Source organism: Thermococcus argininiproducens (assembly GCF_023746595.1).
In the GTDB taxonomy this organism is placed as follows: Archaea; Methanobacteriota_B; Thermococci; order Thermococcales; family Thermococcaceae; genus Thermococcus_A; species Thermococcus_A argininiproducens.
In genome coordinates this window covers 66,857-82,226 of the sequence record NZ_CP080572.1, presented here as the reverse complement: position 1 = coordinate 82,226, position 15,370 = coordinate 66,857, and the positions used below count along the sequence as shown (strand labels likewise).

16 protein-coding genes are annotated in these 15,370 nt (G+C 40.5%); 11 read left to right on the top strand and 5 right to left on the bottom strand.

The genetic code is table 11. The features are described from left to right. Nucleotides 1-3 precede the first annotated feature (3 nt). Nucleotides 4-1,554 (bottom strand): COG1470 family protein, encoded by a 1,551-nt coding sequence (locus tag K1720_RS00400; protein WP_251949253.1) that lies wholly within the window; start codon nt 1,552-1,554, stop codon nt 4-6. Next, nucleotides 1,547-1,951, bottom strand: a complete 405-nt coding sequence (gene hjc / locus K1720_RS00395; RefSeq protein WP_251949252.1) for a Holliday junction resolvase Hjc — start codon at nt 1,949-1,951, stop codon at nt 1,547-1,549. The genes K1720_RS00400 and hjc overlap by 8 nt, the downstream gene beginning before the upstream one ends. A 74-nt stretch (nt 1,952-2,025) precedes the next feature. On the opposite strand from hjc, the gene K1720_RS00390 reads away from it, so the two are divergent. From K1720_RS00390 to K1720_RS00375, 4 genes are all read left to right on the top strand, one after another. Continuing rightward, a complete protein-coding gene (locus tag K1720_RS00390; protein ID WP_251950775.1) occupies nt 2,026-2,550 on the top strand; it encodes a gamma carbonic anhydrase family protein in 525 nt (174 codons plus the stop codon). A 6-nt stretch (nt 2,551-2,556) separates the two neighbouring features. Continuing rightward, nucleotides 2,557-3,357: a polyprenyl diphosphate synthase gene (uppS, locus tag K1720_RS00385; protein ID WP_251949251.1), complete on the top strand. Its 801-nt coding sequence runs from the start codon at nt 2,557-2,559 to the stop codon at nt 3,355-3,357. 73 nt (nt 3,358-3,430) lie between these two features. Beyond that, nucleotides 3,431-5,629: an elongation factor EF-2 gene (locus K1720_RS00380; protein WP_251949250.1), complete on the top strand. Its 2,199-nt coding sequence runs from the start codon at nt 3,431-3,433 to the stop codon at nt 5,627-5,629. 227 nt (nt 5,630-5,856) lie between these two features. After that, a complete protein-coding gene (locus K1720_RS00375; RefSeq protein ID WP_251949249.1) occupies nt 5,857-6,762 on the top strand; it encodes an asparagine synthetase A in 906 nt (301 codons plus the stop codon). On the opposite strand, the gene K1720_RS00370 is transcribed toward K1720_RS00375, so the two are convergent. From K1720_RS00370 to K1720_RS00360, 3 genes are read right to left on the bottom strand one after another with little or no spacing between them, the layout of a single operon-like run. Beyond that, entirely contained in the window at nt 6,755-7,291 is a 537-nt protein-coding gene (locus tag K1720_RS00370) for a nitroreductase family protein (protein WP_251949248.1), read from the bottom strand. The genes K1720_RS00375 and K1720_RS00370 overlap by 8 nt on opposite strands. A 33-nt stretch (nt 7,292-7,324) precedes the next feature. Further along, nucleotides 7,325-8,728: an NADPH-dependent glutamate synthase gene (gene gltA / locus K1720_RS00365; RefSeq protein WP_251949247.1), complete on the bottom strand. Its 1,404-nt coding sequence runs from the start codon at nt 8,726-8,728 to the stop codon at nt 7,325-7,327. Beyond that, on the bottom strand, nt 8,729-9,565 hold the full coding sequence (locus K1720_RS00360) for a sulfide/dihydroorotate dehydrogenase-like FAD/NAD-binding protein (RefSeq protein ID WP_251949246.1): 837 nt from the start codon (nt 9,563-9,565) through the stop codon (nt 8,729-8,731). A gap of 224 nt (nt 9,566-9,789) precedes the next feature. Here K1720_RS00360 and shyB point away from each other — a divergent pair, with 224 nt between their 5' ends. The 7 genes from shyB to pbp11 all read left to right on the top strand — a co-directional run bounded on the left by shyB (nt 9,790) and on the right by pbp11 (nt 15,342). Next, nucleotides 9,790-10,794, top strand: a complete 1,005-nt coding sequence (shyB, locus tag K1720_RS00355; protein ID WP_251949245.1) for an NAD(P)-dependent hydrogenase/sulfhydrogenase 2 subunit beta — start codon at nt 9,790-9,792, stop codon at nt 10,792-10,794. After that, a complete protein-coding gene (gene shyC / locus K1720_RS00350) occupies nt 10,791-11,657 on the top strand; it encodes an NAD(P)-dependent hydrogenase/sulfhydrogenase 2 subunit gamma (RefSeq protein WP_251949244.1) in 867 nt (288 codons plus the stop codon). Before shyB ends, shyC begins: the two co-directional genes overlap by 4 nt. Continuing rightward, entirely contained in the window at nt 11,654-12,394 is a 741-nt protein-coding gene (gene shyD, locus K1720_RS00345; protein WP_251949243.1) for an NAD(P)-dependent hydrogenase/sulfhydrogenase 2 subunit delta, read from the top strand. Before shyC ends, shyD begins: the two co-directional genes overlap by 4 nt. Then, nucleotides 12,388-13,638 (top strand): NAD(P)-dependent hydrogenase/sulfhydrogenase 2 subunit alpha, encoded by a 1,251-nt coding sequence (gene shyA / locus K1720_RS00340; protein WP_251949242.1) that lies wholly within the window; start codon nt 12,388-12,390, stop codon nt 13,636-13,638. Before shyD ends, shyA begins: the two co-directional genes overlap by 7 nt. Before the next feature lie 62 nt (nt 13,639-13,700). Next, nucleotides 13,701-14,372 carry a DUF257 family protein gene (locus K1720_RS00335; protein WP_251949241.1) on the top strand — a complete coding sequence of 224 codons (672 nt, stop codon included), beginning with the start codon at nt 13,701-13,703 and terminating at the stop codon, nt 14,370-14,372. Further along, nucleotides 14,363-15,034: a DUF257 family protein gene (locus K1720_RS00330; protein WP_251949240.1), complete on the top strand. Its 672-nt coding sequence runs from the start codon at nt 14,363-14,365 to the stop codon at nt 15,032-15,034. The genes K1720_RS00335 and K1720_RS00330 overlap by 10 nt, the downstream gene beginning before the upstream one ends. A 2-nt stretch (nt 15,035-15,036) precedes the next feature. Then, nucleotides 15,037-15,342 (top strand): tRNA-binding protein Pbp11, encoded by a 306-nt coding sequence (gene pbp11 / locus K1720_RS00325; RefSeq protein ID WP_251949239.1) that lies wholly within the window; start codon nt 15,037-15,039, stop codon nt 15,340-15,342. Nucleotides 15,343-15,370 lie beyond the last annotated feature (28 nt).

Genomic DNA, 15,370 nt, shown 5'->3' with positions numbered 1-15,370 from the left:
GGATTAAAGAATGACCTGCAAAAACGCTTCTTCGTTGGGTTCTAGCTTTTCTATTTCCCAAATTATTTTGCCGTCTTTAATGGTTACCTTTCCCTTTGTTGCTCTGGCTTCTACAGCATCTATTTCCCTTTCGTATCTAAAGTTCTGTATCTCTCTGAGTCTTGGGGCCTTTATTTTAACAAAGTAATACTTGTCTAGTTGTTCTTCGAATTTCAATGGTCTAAATAATGCCACATATGAGGTGCCTCCAAATAGGAGTGCAGAAAGTATTAAAATCAGAGGCAGGTTCCCATAATCTTTTGGCTGTGGTGGGGGAACTGGTGTCGTCGTTTGATTTGTTGGAAGAGGGGTAGTGGTTGGAGAGGGAGTTTCAGTCTCTGGAGGTTTGGGTTTCTCAACGGTTATTATGGATTCTGCTCCGATATATGCGTCACTTTCTGCCTTTATTCTAATACTTCCGAATCCAGTTTCGTTTAGATTTATCAAAGCAGTTCCATTCTCATCGGTAGCTGCATATGACTTTCCTAGAGGTCCTATCGCTTCTACACTCACTTTAGGAATTCCTACTCCAGAGGAGTCTCTCACATAGACTAAGAGCGTTTCGTTTCTTTGCTCGTAATCTACGAACAATTTCTTGACTTCTACGAAGGTCTCGACTATTCTTCCATCTAAATTCAGTGTTATCCGATAAGTGCCAGGCTCCTTTGCTTCCATGAATGCAATTCCATAAGAGTTTGTTTTTAGGGGAGTCCCCTCTATAGTTACGGGAATACCCTCTACACCATTCCCATTTTCATCCACTATTTTAACGTAAATTATTCCTTTCTCGAATTTGGTTTCATAGCTGAGTGCTCGTTGGTATACAAGAAAGCTCTTTGTAACCGTTTTTGAGAGTCCTCTGAATGTGCTTCTCATTATCACGGTATAGTTTCCTACACTAGGCCTCGGTATAAAAATTGGGTATTCCCATTTGTTCCTTGGTGGGTCAGGGTAAAGGAAAATATTGCGTAGTGTTCTTTGGGCAATTAAGTTATTGTTTCTGTATATTTCATAAGATACGTCTCCAAAAATAACTCCGTTGGATGAAGAGGATACTAGGAGGGTTATAGTAACATCTTGGCCGAATAAATATTTTTCCTGGACATCTATATCCACAGAATAGCTTATTTGGGTTAGTACTCTCAGGGATATGGGAACTTCAAGAAAAGTAACTCCACTTCTCACAATCACCTTCAAATCGTAAACCCCTGCTCTCACGTCTTGGACGTAGATAGAGAGAGTTTCTTCTAGACTTTCTCCTGGTTTGAGTTCTTTTATGTATTTCTGGCTGTAAAGAAGGCCTTGGACAAGAGGGCCCGAAATGTACACAGTTATGTTTTCGGCAGTTTCATTCCCCACGTTTATCAATGTGATTGGAACAGACACAGTCTCTCCAGGTCTTGCTTCAAAATATTCTTGTGGAACTTGAAGAAGAAGGGGCATCTGGGCGCTTGTGGGTGAATATGTTGAGAGCAGAAAAATAGTCAAGAGAATAATTATAACCTTTCTACCCACTTTTAATCACCTCAACTAAGGACTTCTGTTTGCCAATTACCTCATCAAAAGTTTTAGCGTCATGTTTTGCTATCTGTAGACTTATTTTATAGTTCTTTCCGCTCTTTTTTAAGTCGTCAGCATCAAAGAAGTACCATCCATTGTTTATGAACTTGACTGCAATAATTCCCCTTCCACCAAATGTGCTTGAAAAACTCTTAACCTTCATCAGATCTTCTTCACTCAAATACAGTTTGTCGCTTCTTGTAGTCTTTACTTCTATGCACAAGTATGTTTTGCCGTTCCCGGCAACTATATCCACTTTTTTACTTCCCGCAGATCTAACAACAGCAAACCCCTCTTTTTCCAGCATTTTTATGAGCTCCCTCTCAGCACTGGCACCTTTCCGGTATCTCATTAATATTCCACCACATGTTCTTTAGGGTGTGAAAGTTTATAAGTTGTTTTGCCCAGCCATTACTGGTGGTAATCATGGTGGTTTATGAGCTAAATGGAAAGAGGCCTAAAATTCATGAGACGGCATTTGTGGATGATAATGCCTATATAATCGGAGATGTAATTTTAGAAGAAAAAACAAGCGTCTGGCCATCAGCAGTACTCAGGGGAGATATAGAGCAGATATATATCGGGAAAGGCTCTAACATCCAGGATAATGTAAGTGTTCACACTTCCCCCGAAAACCCCACAATACTTGGGGAATATGTTACAATAGGCCACAATGCAGTTATTCACGGTGCAAAAATCGGAAACTATGTTATCGTCGGCATGGGAGCAATAGTTCTGGATGGAGCAAAGATTGGAAATCATGTCATAATAGGGGCCGGCGCGCTGATTCCACCAGGAAAAGAGATTCCAGATTACAGCCTTGTTGTTGGAGTTCCTGGAAAAGTTGTAAGGCAGCTCACTGAAAAAGAAATTGAGATGACCAAGAAAAACGCTGAAATTTATATGGAGCTTGCTGAAATGCATATTCAAAAGAGAAAAAGAGTTGAGTGAAGAAAGATGCTCTATAGAATTGTCTCTTTCATTCCCCATATTTTATTTAAGCCGGTGTATGATCTGTATGAGTCTTACCTATTTGAGAAAGTCAAGTCTAGACCTGAGAAGATTCCAAAACATGTTGCGATCATAATGGATGGGAATAGGAGATGGGCTAGGCTCTTAGATAAGCCTCCGTGGTATGGTCATCTTTTTGGATCTCAAAAGTTAGAGGAGATCCTTGAATGGTGCCGTGATTTGGGTATAAGAACATTGACAGTATACGCTTTCTCTACTGAGAACTTTAAGAGGAGTAAGGAAGAGGTCAAGATGCTGATGGATCTTTTTGAGAAGAAATTTAGAGAGCTAGTTCATGATGAAAGAGTTCATAAATATGGGATAAGGGTTAATGTTCTCGGAAGAAAAGAATTGTTGCCTAAAAATGTTCGAGAGGCAGCTGAGGAGGCAGAGAGGGCCACGAGAAAATATAATAATTATACCTTGAATATCGCCGTTGCATATGGGGGAAGAAGTGAGATAGTCGATGCTGTGAAACGGATTGTTGATGATATTCAGGCTGGAAAACTTGAAAAGAATGAGATAACTGAGGAGCTGTTGAAAAGGTATCTTTATGTACCCAACATGTCCGATCCCGATATAGTTATCAGGACGGGTGGTGAGGTTAGGATAAGCAACTTCTTGATTTATCAGATCGCATATAGCGAGCTTTTCTTTGTCGATGTGTACTTTCCGGAGTTTAGAAAGATTGATTTCCTGAGAATAATTAGGGAATACCAGAAGAGAAGTAGAAGATTTGGGAAGTGAGCATGGAAAGATTTATAACTAAATTTTTGAAGTGAGAGATGAACTAACGATCAACATTTTTAGGTGGTGCGATATGGGAAAGAGGGAAGAGATGATTAAGGAGATTAAGGGGTTGATGCTTCAGCCTGAAAGAATTAGAAATATGGGTATTGCCGCTCACATTGACCACGGTAAGACAACATTGAGTGATAATCTTTTGGCTGGAGCAGGAATGATTAGTGAGGAACTCGCAGGAAAGCAACTCGTGCTTGATTTTGATGAACAGGAACAAGCAAGAGGTATTACAATCAACGCAGCTAACGTTTCAATGATTCACGAATATGAGGGACAAAAATACCTCATTAACCTCATTGATACCCCGGGTCACGTTGACTTTGGTGGTGACGTTACAAGAGCAATGAGAGCCATAGATGGTGCAATAATTGTAGTTGACGCTGTTGAGGGTGTTATGCCACAAACAGAGACAGTTCTTAGACAGGCCCTTAGAGAATACGTTAAACCTGTGTTGTTCATAAATAAGGTTGATAGACTCATTAAAGAGCTTAAACTCACTCCTCAGCAAATGCAGGAGAGGTTTGTTAAGGTTATTACAGATGTAAACCGTTTAATTAGGAAATACGCTCCCCAGGAATTCAGAGATAAATGGTTAGTAAACGTTAATGATGGTAGCGTTGCCTTTGGTTCTGCTTACTATAACTGGGCCCTTAGCGTCCCATACATGAAGAAAACCGGAGTCTCCTTTAAGGACATTATCGATCTAACAAACGCTGGCGACTTGAAAACATTGAGAAAGAAGGCCCCACTCCACGTTGTGGTATTGGACATGGTAGTTAGGCACCTTCCAAACCCAATAGAGGCTCAGAGATACAGAATCCCACACCTCTGGAGAGGCGAGGTAGAAAGCGAGATCGGGCAATCAATGGCTAAGTGTGATCCAAAAGGGAAGGTGGTAATGGTTGTTACAAAGATCATTATTGACAAACACGCTGGTGAAGTGGCTACAGGTAGAGTTTGGAGTGGTACTGTAAAGACAGGTCAAGAAGTTCACCTTATAACTGCAAAGAGAAAGGCAAGAATTCAGCAAGTTGGTATCTATATGGGGCCAGAGAGAGTTAACATGGAAGCTGTTCCAGCGGGTAACATTGTTGCGGTTACTGGTTTAAGGGATGCTATGGCCGGTGAGACGGTCTCAGAAGAGCAAATTGAGCCATTCGAAGCACTTCACTACACAAGTGAGCCTGTTGTTACAGTGGCTATCGAAGCCAAGAATGTTAAGGATCTACCAAGGCTTATAGAGGCCCTTAGACAGCTCGCTAAAGAAGATCCAACACTCCACGTTAAGATTGATGAAGAGACTGGACAACACCTTCTCAGCGGTATGGGTGAGCTTCACCTTGAGGTTAAATTAGTCCACCTCAAAGAACAGTGGGGTGTTGACGTTGACGTTTCAGAGCCAATCGTCGTTTACAGAGAGAGCATCACAAAGGTCAGCCCAATAGTTGAAGGAAAGTCACCAAACAAGCACAACAGATTCTATATTGTTGTTGAACCAATGCCTGATAACATCTACCAAGCAATTAAAGAGGGTGAGATTCCTGAGGGAAGACCAAAAGATACAAAGGCTGTTGCAAAGAAGCTTGCTGAACTTGGAATGGATTATGATATTGCAAGAGGTATCGTTGACATTTACAACGGAAACATGTTCCTTGACAACACAAAGGGTCTCCAGTACCTTAACGAGGTAATGGATCTTCTTGTCGATGGTTTCCACCAAGCAATGGATGAAGGACCACTTGCTAAAGAACCTGTGATGAAGGTCATAGTAAGGCTTGTGGATGCTAAGATTCACGAAGATAACGTCCACAGAGGTCCAGCCCAGATTTATCCAGCAATTAGAACTGCTATACACTGTGCAATGATGAAGTCCAACCCAGTTCTTTACGAACCATACCAGAAGGTCATCATAAACGTTCCATACGAATACATGGGTTCAGTTAGCAGAGAAATGAACCAGAGAAGAGGACAACTTATTGACATGAGACAAGAGGGTGAAGTAATGATCATTATCTCAGAGGCTCCAGTAGCTGAGATGTTTGGATTCGCTGGGGCTATTAGAGGTGCAACAAGCGGTAGGGCACTATGGAGTACAGAACACGCAGGCTTCAAGAGAGTTCCAAATGAGCTTGCTATAAACATCATAAGGCAGATAAGGCAAAGAAAAGGTCTTGATCCAAAACCACCAACTGAGAAAGACATCTGTCCACAACAATGAACTTCTCTGTCCTTTGAATTTTATTTTCTTACTTTACTGCTTCAGTTCTTCTTTGGTATTTTACCTAGGATTAGCAAAATGTCATAAAATTTTGACAAGTCTATTTATAAATAACTTGATTTTCATTCTATATTATCCCTAATATTTTTCACAAAATTACCAATTCTCCAAGATTTTTTGCATAAAATACATATAGGTCCTTGATAGTTGTCATATTGGTGATGATCATGAACGCAGTTCAACTAATAAGTAGGGATATTGAAAGCGCCATTAAAGTACAGACGAAAGTGATGGACTACATGACTGATTTCTTTGTTAAAAAGGGGTTTAAATGGCTCTTACCGGTTATGCTAAGCTCCATAACTGATCCTCTATGGCCCGATCCAGCAGCTAGTAAGATGAGGGCTCCAGAGATTGAAGCATATGGAACAAAGTTAAAGCTAATGCACAGCATGATTCTCCATAAACAGTTTGCTATGGCAATGGGCCTGGAAAGAATATTTGTCCTTTCTCCCAACATAAGACTTGAAGAGAGAGATAGGGACGATGGGAGACACGCGTATGAGTTTACTCAAATTGACTTTGAGATAGCTCATGCAACCATGGATGATGTTATGAGTCTTATAGAAGAACTAATAGTAGGGCTCTTTAAGGAAGCAAGAACCTGGGAAGAACTTGCTGAAAGAGGCTTGCCTAAAGTTAAAGCACCATTTAAGCGCTTTACTATGGCTGAGATTGAAGAAAAATTCGGCGACGATGAGAAGGCGAGCAAAGCTATGAGCGAGCCGTTCTGGATAACGGACATATCCAGGGAATTTTACGATAGAGAGGATCCTGCAAAACCGGGTCACTTTAGGAACTATGATTTGATACTACCTGAAGGTTATGGAGAAGTTTCAAGCGGTGGAGAAAGGGAATGGGAATATGAAGTGATACTGAGAAAGTTAAAAGAAAGTGGATTGAGCTTGGAAGCATTTAAGCCTTATCTCGAAGTTGCAAGGGCTGGGAAGTTAAAGCCTTCAGCAGGAGCCGGCATTGGTGTGGAGAGGCTTGTTAGGTATTTAGTAGGGGCAAAGCATATAGCGGAAGTCCAACCTTTTCCAAGAGTTCCAGGAATTCCTGCGGTCATTTAAAGACGTTTCCAAATTTATTTAAGTGTACTCTTTCCCACATTATTTCCTCTTTACTGTGTTCGGGTTTTCTTTCTGCAGGATAACCTATTCCAATTACACATAGAATCCTAACATGTTTTGGAATTCCTAAAAGCTCTCTTATGTACTCTTCAGCACTTTTTTCTTTGTTGTGTTGTCTTTCCAGAACATGTCCCCAGCAAGCTCCTAGATCTAATGCTGTGGCCGCTAGCTGTATGTGTTCTGCTGCAATACTCGCATCAAAAACCCATGCTGAACTTATGTTTTCATCTCCGCAAACAACTATTGCCAAAGGAGCTGTTTCAAGAAACTTGAGGGCACTCCTAGCTTGAGAGAGTTTTATTATAAGATCCCTATCATCTACAACAATAAAGTGCCATGGTCTTCTGTTTCGTGAGCTTGGAGAATAAAAGGCCGCTTCAAGAATTTTCTCCACCATCTCTTTTGGCACTTTTTTGTCTTGATACTCTCTTATACTTCTCCGTTTTTTAACTGTTTCAAAAAACTCCATGGTATCACCTAAAACAATATTTAAAAAAGAAGATTAAGATTTTTCGCTTAAATATTCATGTATACTTTTTGCAGCCTTTCTTCCATCGCCCATTGCTAAAATTACTGTGGCTTCGCCTCTAATGGCATCCCCACCAGCAAAAACCCCAGGAATCGAGGTCATTAACTTATCGTCAACCACTATTCTTCCCCATCTGTCTACTAGAAGATCTGGCACACTTTGAATGAATGTCTTGTTTGGAGTTTGACCAATTGCGATCACTGCATTGTCTATTTCCATGATAAAGGTTTCTCCAGTGGGTATGGGTCTTCTCCTTCCAGTTTCATCTGGTTCTCCAAGTTTCATCTTTTCAAGTTCTATGGCCTTAAGATTACCATGTTCGTCCCCAATAAAGCGCTTTGGTGAAACGAGGAACATGAACTTTACTCCTTCCTCTTCTGCGTGGTGTATCTCCTCTATACGTGCTGTCATCTCCTTCTTTGTCCTTCTGTAAAGAATCCAAACCTCTGCTCCAAGTCTTAATGCTGAACGCGCGGCATCCATCGCAGTGTTCCCTCCGCCAATAACTGCAAATTTCTTGCCTACCTTAACTGGGGTGTCATACTCTGGAAAAGCATAAGCCTTCATGAGGTTAACTCTTGTAAGGAACTCGTTTGCAGAATAAATACCATTTAAGTTAATTCCTTCCCATTTTACAAACTTTGGAGTCCCAGCTCCAGTCCCTATAAATATTGCATCGTACTCCTCCCTCAGCTCTTCGAATGTAACGGTTTTTCCAACGAGTGTATCGGTTTCAATTTTCACCCCGAGCTTCCTTAAGTTTTCAAGTTCTCTTCTCACGATCTCCTTTGGAAGCCTAAACTCTGGAATGCCATATATTGTAACTCCTCCCGGTTCATGAAGTGCTTCAAAAATTGTTACTTCGTATCCCATCCTAGCTAGTTCAGCAGCACAAGTCAATCCAGCTGGTCCAGCCCCGATAATGGCAACTTTCTTTCCATTGTGTTGTATTCCTTTTATCTGCTCCTCCAAAAGCTCTTCGTCAATTCCGTGCTGCCTTGCATAGTCTGCTACAAATCTTTCAAGTTTTCCAATATTTATTGGATCTCCGATTTTACCCATTGTACAAACGCCCTCACATTGATCCTCTTGGGGACAAACTCTACCTGTAATAGCTGGCAGAGAATTGTTTCTCCATATGACCTCTAGAGCACCTCTTATGTCTTCTTCAATTATTTTCGTGATAAAAGCAGGAATATCAATGTAAACAGGACATCCTTGGATACAAGGAGCGGGCTTACATTGGAGACATCTTTCAGCCTCTTTTTTAGCCAGTTCAAATGTATAACCTAAGTTAACTTCATTAAAGTCCTTATTTCTTTCTTCAGGAGGTCTTTCTGGGGTTGGGACTCTTTCTTTTATAATTTTTCTTGGCATTTAAATCATCCCCCTCTCACGTTTCCACTTTTCAAAAGAGATCTTTTCTAAATCTTTGTAATAGTCAAGTCTTCTCATGAGTTCATCAAAGTCTACCTCATGTCCATCAAATTCTGGCCCGTCTACACATGCGAATTTTATCTCTCCTCCAGCGGTAACCCTACACACGCCACACATTCCTGTTGCATCCACCATTATTGGGTTTAAGCTAACTATGGTCTTGATTCCATAGGGTTTTGTTAATTCTGCTACAAATTTCATCATGATTGTAGGGCCTACTGCATGAACAATGTCGATTTTTCTTCCCTCATCAATAAGCTTCTGTAGGGCATGAGTAGTAAACCCCTTCATTCCATAGCTGCCATCGTTTGTGGTCACTATTACCTCATCACTCACTGACTTTAGCTTCTCTTCCCAAAAAACTAGCTCCTTATTTCTGAAACCTAGAATAGATATAACATAATTGCCTGCTTCCTTCATAGCTCTTGCTACAGGGTAAATTTCTGCGACTCCAACTCCACCACCAATCATGACAACAGTGCCGAAGTTATCTATGTGGCTTGGTTTGCCCAAGGGTCCTAAAATATCCAGAAGATATTGGCCAGCTTCGTATGTGCCAAGTTCATACGTGCTTTTTCCAACTTCTTGGGCAACGATTGTTATTGTTCCCCTCTCAATATTTTTATCAGCTATAGTTAGCGGGATCCGCTCCCCTCTTTCATGAAGTCTGATTACTACAAACTGCCCTGGTTTTGCATGTTTGGCTATTTTAGGCGCCTCTATTTCAAAAAGATTGATATGGGGCGCTAATTTTTCCTTGTGAACTATCTTGAACACAAGACATCACCACAATTACTTTTGAGGTTTACTAATATAAACCTTTTCCAAATAGAGACACTGGTGCTCATAATTATACTAACCAGTTATAAAATATCATTAATCCTCATTAGTGTGCCTCAAAGTATATGTTTGTAACGTTTGGTTAGTCACCATCTGTTTAAAAAATCCTTAAATCGGGTCTTTACAAACATAAAATTGAATAATAGCTTTGGGTGGTTATCTTGCGGTACGTAAAGTTACCCGAGGAAAATTTTGAAGAATTCTTTAATTCGCTGAAGAAATGGGGCATCGTCTATGCTCCAGTAAAAAAAGAGAATATCTATTCATTCCAAAAAGTTCAGAATGTTTCAGAAATAGCCTTGGATTATACAAGGACTATGCTTCCGCCGAAAAAATTCTTTGTAAGACCAAAAGACGAGATGCTTAAGCTCAAAGAGGGCCACTGGGAAGAGGCCAATGGCACAGAGCCTATAGTCCTCTTTGGCGTTCATTCTTGTGATATACATGGCTTAGAAATTTTGGACAAAGTGTACCTGAGTGATCCAGTGGATCCGTACTACAAAAAAAGACGGGAGAATTCAATAATAATAGGTATAAGCTGTATGCCTGATGAATACTGCTTCTGCAAGAGCCTTGGAACAGATTTCGCCATGCACGGGTTCGACTTGTTTTTACATGAACTTCCTGATGGCTGGCTTGTCAGGGTTGGGAGTGTAAAGGGACATGAGATTGCATGGGGAACTGAAGAACTCTTTGAGGAGTTAACTGAAGAAGACATGAAGAATTTTAGAGAATTTGAGGAAAAAAGGGCTAATTCGTTCCAGAAACACCTTAACAAAGAAGGACTTGAAGACATGCTTGACCTAGCATACAACAGTCCTGTGTGGAAGAAATACGAGAGAATTTGTCTTGGGTGTGGGAACTGTAATATGGTTTGTCCGACATGCAGGTGTTACGAAGTCTGTGACCTCTGGATGAATGCATATGAAGCAGTAAGAGTTAGACGCTATGATTCCTGTTTCATGGAGAGTCATGGTTTGGTGGCAGGAGGACATAATTTCAGACCAACCCGCTTAGATCGCTTTAGACATCGTTACTACTGTAAGAGTTACTTTGACCCATCTGCGGGCTTTAATTGCGTTGGTTGTGGACGATGTGATGAATTCTGTCCAGCAAAAATAGAACACGTTAAAGTTCTTGATGAGGTAAGGGAGGGATTGCAATGAGCTTCCAAACACATGATGCAAGGATTTTAGAGGTAAAAGAGCTAACTTCAAGAGAGAAACTCTTCACCCTCCGTTTCCTTGATCCTGAGATTAACAGGAAGTTCAAATATAAGCCAGGGCAATTTGTAGTGGTTGACATCAGAGGATTTGGAGAGTTCCCAATAAGCCTTTGCTCAACTCCCACAAGAGAAGGATATTTCCAGCTTTGTGTTAGACGAGTAGGGAGAATGACCAAATACATGCACAATTTGAAAGAGGGAGATATAGTTGGAATAAGAGGTCCATATGGTAACGGGTTTCCAATGGAGAAAATGGAAGGAAGCACGTTAATCTTAGTAGCGGGCGGTCTAGGAATGGCGCCACTAAGGTCAGTACTTTGGTATGCCCTTGATAGTGGAAAATATGAAAAAATATACCTATTCTATGGTACCAAGGCCTACGAGGACATTCTCTTTAGGGATGAGATAATTCATCTGCTGAAACATGGGGAGGACATGAACTGTCACGTGAAACTTGCCTATGAGGTAGAAAGTCCATCATGCATATACCTAGAGAAAGGCTACTCACCAAGAGTTTGCAAGGGAGTTGTTACTGATCTCTTCAGAGGAGAGAGTTTTGATGTAAACAACACATATGCTTTGATATGTGGTCCTCCAGTGATGTATAAGTTTGTTATCAAGGAACTCTTAGACAGGAAGCTATCTCCGGGGAGAATCTACATGACTCTTGAGCGGAGAATGAGATGTGGAGTTGGAAAATGTGGGCACTGTATCGTTGGAACAAGTACCTCAATTAAGTACGTGTGCAAAGATGGTCCTGTATTCACGTATTGGGATGCACTTTCGACAAGGGGGCTGATATGATGCTCAAATTGGGTGTTTTTGAGCTAACTGATTGTGGTGGATGTGCACTAAATATTCTCTTCCTCTATGAAAAGCTCTTTGACTTGCTTGAGTTCTATGAAATAAAAGAGTTTCACATGGCATCGAGTTTTAAGGAGCATGACACTCTGGACGTTGCTTTGGTTACAGGAACTGTATCTACTCAAAGGGATCTAAACCTTCTCCATTATGCAAGGAACCATTCTAAGTACCTCATTGCCTTGGGGACGTGTGCTACTCATGGGGATGTTCAGGCCAGTGTGGAAGGAAAAATAAGAGAGAAACTTGAGAAAGTTTATGGGACTAAAGCAAATCCGATGAGGGCCTTAGACTCAACTCCAATTGTTCAGCATGTTGCAGTAGATTATGCACTACCAGGTTGTCCTTATGATAAGGACGAGATTTACCAAATTCTCATGAATCTGGCCAAAGGTGTTGAACCACCAACAAAGGATTATCCTGTATGTATAGAGTGTAAACTGAATGAATACGAATGTGTTCTTATAAAAAGAGGTACCCCTTGTCTGGGACCCATAACTCTCGGAGGTTGTAACGCTGTGTGCATAAAGTCCAAGGTGGGCTGCATTGGTTGTAGAGGACCACTACCCAAAGAAGCAAATCCAGCAGGTGAATTTGAGATTCTCAAGGAGCTCGGTTATGGAGAAGAATACATTCGGAGAAAGTTTAAGACTTTTGCAAGGGGTGAGCTCAGATGGTAAGCATTGAAATAGATGCATTCACAAGGGTTGAAGGAAACGGAGGGGCAGAAGTTATCATTGAAAATGGAGAAGTAAAAGACGTCAAAGTTAAAATATTCGAGGGGCCGAGGTTCTTTGAACTCCTTACCTTGGGAAGATACTATTGGGATGTCCCTGACTTAGAAGCAAGAATATGTGCGATTTGTTACCTCTCACATTCTGTTGCTTCAGTACTTGGCATAGAGAGAGCATTTGGCGTCAAGGTTTCAAAAGAGATAGAGCTTTTGAGAGAACTGGGGCTTCTTGGAGAACTTTTGGAAAGTAATGCTTTGCATCTATACCTACTAGTGGCTCCTGATCTCTTTGGTTATTCGGATGCAATACGAATGGCAACTAAACATGGGGAAATTGTCAAAGAAGGCTTAGCGATTAAAGCCTTTGGTAATTATATCCGAGAGATCATTGGTGGAAGGGAGATACACGGAATTAACGTTAAGCCAGGAGGGTTTGGAAGATACCCCACTGTAGAGGAATTAGAGAGGATGGAAAGGCAAAGTGAGGCTTTATTGAGGCTTGCAAGAAGAGGAGTGGGAATATTCGCTGGTCAAGAGGCACTTGGAGCTAAACCTGTACATTACATTGCAGTTAATGGATATCTTTATGGAGATAAGCTCATAGCATCAGATAAAGACACTTTTGACTACTTTGAACACATTGAGGAGAAAGCCTTATCGTATAGTTTTGCAAAGCAGAGTAGGTACAAAGGCGAAATTTTCATGGTTGGTGCACTTCCAAGAGTCCTACTAAAGTCAGAAATGTTGACTCCAATGGCAAAACATCTCTATGAAGAGTACAAAGAGAAACTTGCTCAGGGTTATGTAAGTTTAAATAACTTAGCTCAAGCAATTGAGCTTGTTTATGCACTAGAAAGAACCAAGGAGATAACTAGAGAACTCTTAGACAAAGGTATCGATGGGGAAAATGTGCCCATTGAGCCTCAAGAAGGAGAGGGAATTGGCTATGTTGAAGCGCCTAGGGGAGTTCTGATACACCACTATAAAATTGATGAAAAGGGGAACATTGCATATTCAAATATTATTACCCCTACAGCATTCAACCACGCTATAATGGAACTCAGCCTTTATGAGGAGGCCAAAAGAAGGTATGGAACTTCAGATGAAAGCACATTTTTGCAGAAATTAGAGGAGACAGTAAGAGCTTTTGACCCATGTATTTCTTGTTCTGTACATGTTGTTAGACTTTAGCACTTTTTTTCTTTACAAAAACTTTATATTTTTCAGTTCTGAAATTTGTAATAGGTGATATTTTGGAGTCCCTAAAGGACATCTTTAAACTCATTGATGAAGTGAAATTTGGGGAGACTGTACTTATCGAGTATTATCGCTCTTTTATTCCAGAACTAACAACCCTGGGTCTTCTATATTATGCAAGAGAGAAGGGGTTACCTGTTATCATTGATGATAATTTTGATGCCCTTCATGTTATTCAAAAGCATCTTGAATTTGTGGGTATTAAAGAAGACTTTAAAGATGCATTTGTTATAAAAACTGGTGGGAAGAGAGAAGTGGGAAACGTTGTTACAAGGATTAAATTCGTAAGTGAACCCGCCATCTATATAAAGAACTATGAAGATACGGGAAGAGCTATCTTTTCAAAGTTTGAGAGATCCATAAATATTGTTCTTGGTATTGAGAGATTATTTGCATTTGTTAGTTCTGTTCCAGAGTTTTATGCATTGCTCTTATCTGTACAATCCTTCTTAGGCAATGAACGAAGGAAAGCTTTCTACTTAATCAACAAGGATGTAGCATCTTCAAGTGAGTTCAATCCCCTCCCAGAACTAAGGCGCATAGCAACTACAGTGATTGAAGTAGAACCAACACCTACAAGCGGTATTTTTACTTTCAGAAAATCTACGACTTTGGAGCTATTGGGAAGGAGTATTGAAATTCCTATAGAGGTGGTAGGATGGAGATAACAAAAGAAGCAATCTTTAACCTGATAGATAGAACACCCTTTGGTGATCTGGTTCTTATAGAGGATGAAACCTCATATGGTAGTTTAATGACTTCGTACTTGCTGACAAGATACGCTCGTGAGAGAGGGTTGAAAATCCTTGTTGACGATGTTTTGGACTCTCTCTTCGTAGTAAAAAAGCATCTGGAGTTTTTTGGAATAAGAGATGATTTCTCAGATGTACTTACTATAAAAACTGGTGGGAAAAAGAATATCGGGAAAGTTATTACAAGAATCCCTTTAGAGACCGAGCCAGTAGTATACCTAAGTCGTTATGAAAGCGCTGCTCGGGCGGTTTATTCTCAAGGGAAATACATAAATCTTGTTCTTGGTCTCGAGAGACTGTTTGCATTTATGCAGAGTCCCTTTGAGTTTTACACAGTTATGAACTCTATTCAGGGGTTTTTAGGAAACAAAAGTAGAAAAGCATTTTATATAATAGATAAAAATGTAGCATCAACATTTAAGTTTAACCTAATCCCCGAGTTGGAGAGAATAGCGACAACTGTCCTTTATATACAAGGAGGGTACGGAAAGGGAAAAATACGGTTTGTGAAGACTCCTTTTGTAGAATGGTTGAATGAGAAATTTGAAATTACATTAGATGAACTCCTGAAGTGGTAGTGATGAGAATTCTTGAGAGGTTCTTTAAAAGAGAAAGAGTTGAGATATTCTCTAGAAAGCCTGTCGGGAGATTCAAAGTAGAGGAAGTTCTCAATATATTAGGAAAGCAAGTTATTATTGGAGAGGTTCTTGAAGGAGTTATATATCCGGGATATAAGCTCAAAGGGAGGGGAGTCGCTTTAATAAGAGAGATCCAAAAAGATAGGAAGAAAGTGGATTTTGCTCTTGAATATGACCGTGTTGGGCTCGTTTTAGAAGGCACACTTGGTGTTGAAGGAGAAGAAATCCTAGAGGTTTACCAGGCCTAAGGTCTTTTAAACCCTTTTCGGAAACTCT

Coding starts and splice junctions, on each gene's coding strand:
- hjc (WP_251949252.1), bottom strand. CDS start 1,951: ATGAGATACCGGAAAGGTGCCAGTGCTGAGAGGGAGCTCATAAAAATG.
- K1720_RS00390 (WP_251950775.1), top strand. CDS start 2,026: ATGGTGGTTTATGAGCTAAATGGAAAGAGGCCTAAAATTCATGAGACG.
- uppS (WP_251949251.1), top strand. CDS start 2,557: ATGCTCTATAGAATTGTCTCTTTCATTCCCCATATTTTATTTAAGCCG.
- K1720_RS00380 (WP_251949250.1), top strand. CDS start 3,431: ATGGGAAAGAGGGAAGAGATGATTAAGGAGATTAAGGGGTTGATGCTT.
- K1720_RS00375 (WP_251949249.1), top strand. CDS start 5,857: ATGAACGCAGTTCAACTAATAAGTAGGGATATTGAAAGCGCCATTAAA.
- K1720_RS00370 (WP_251949248.1), bottom strand. CDS start 7,291: ATGGAGTTTTTTGAAACAGTTAAAAAACGGAGAAGTATAAGAGAGTAT.
- gltA (WP_251949247.1), bottom strand. CDS start 8,728: ATGCCAAGAAAAATTATAAAAGAAAGAGTCCCAACCCCAGAAAGACCT.
- shyC (WP_251949244.1), top strand. CDS start 10,791: ATGAGCTTCCAAACACATGATGCAAGGATTTTAGAGGTAAAAGAGCTA.
- shyD (WP_251949243.1), top strand. CDS start 11,654: ATGATGCTCAAATTGGGTGTTTTTGAGCTAACTGATTGTGGTGGATGT.
- shyA (WP_251949242.1), top strand. CDS start 12,388: ATGGTAAGCATTGAAATAGATGCATTCACAAGGGTTGAAGGAAACGGA.
- K1720_RS00330 (WP_251949240.1), top strand. CDS start 14,363: ATGGAGATAACAAAAGAAGCAATCTTTAACCTGATAGATAGAACACCC.
- pbp11 (WP_251949239.1), top strand. CDS start 15,037: ATGAGAATTCTTGAGAGGTTCTTTAAAAGAGAAAGAGTTGAGATATTC.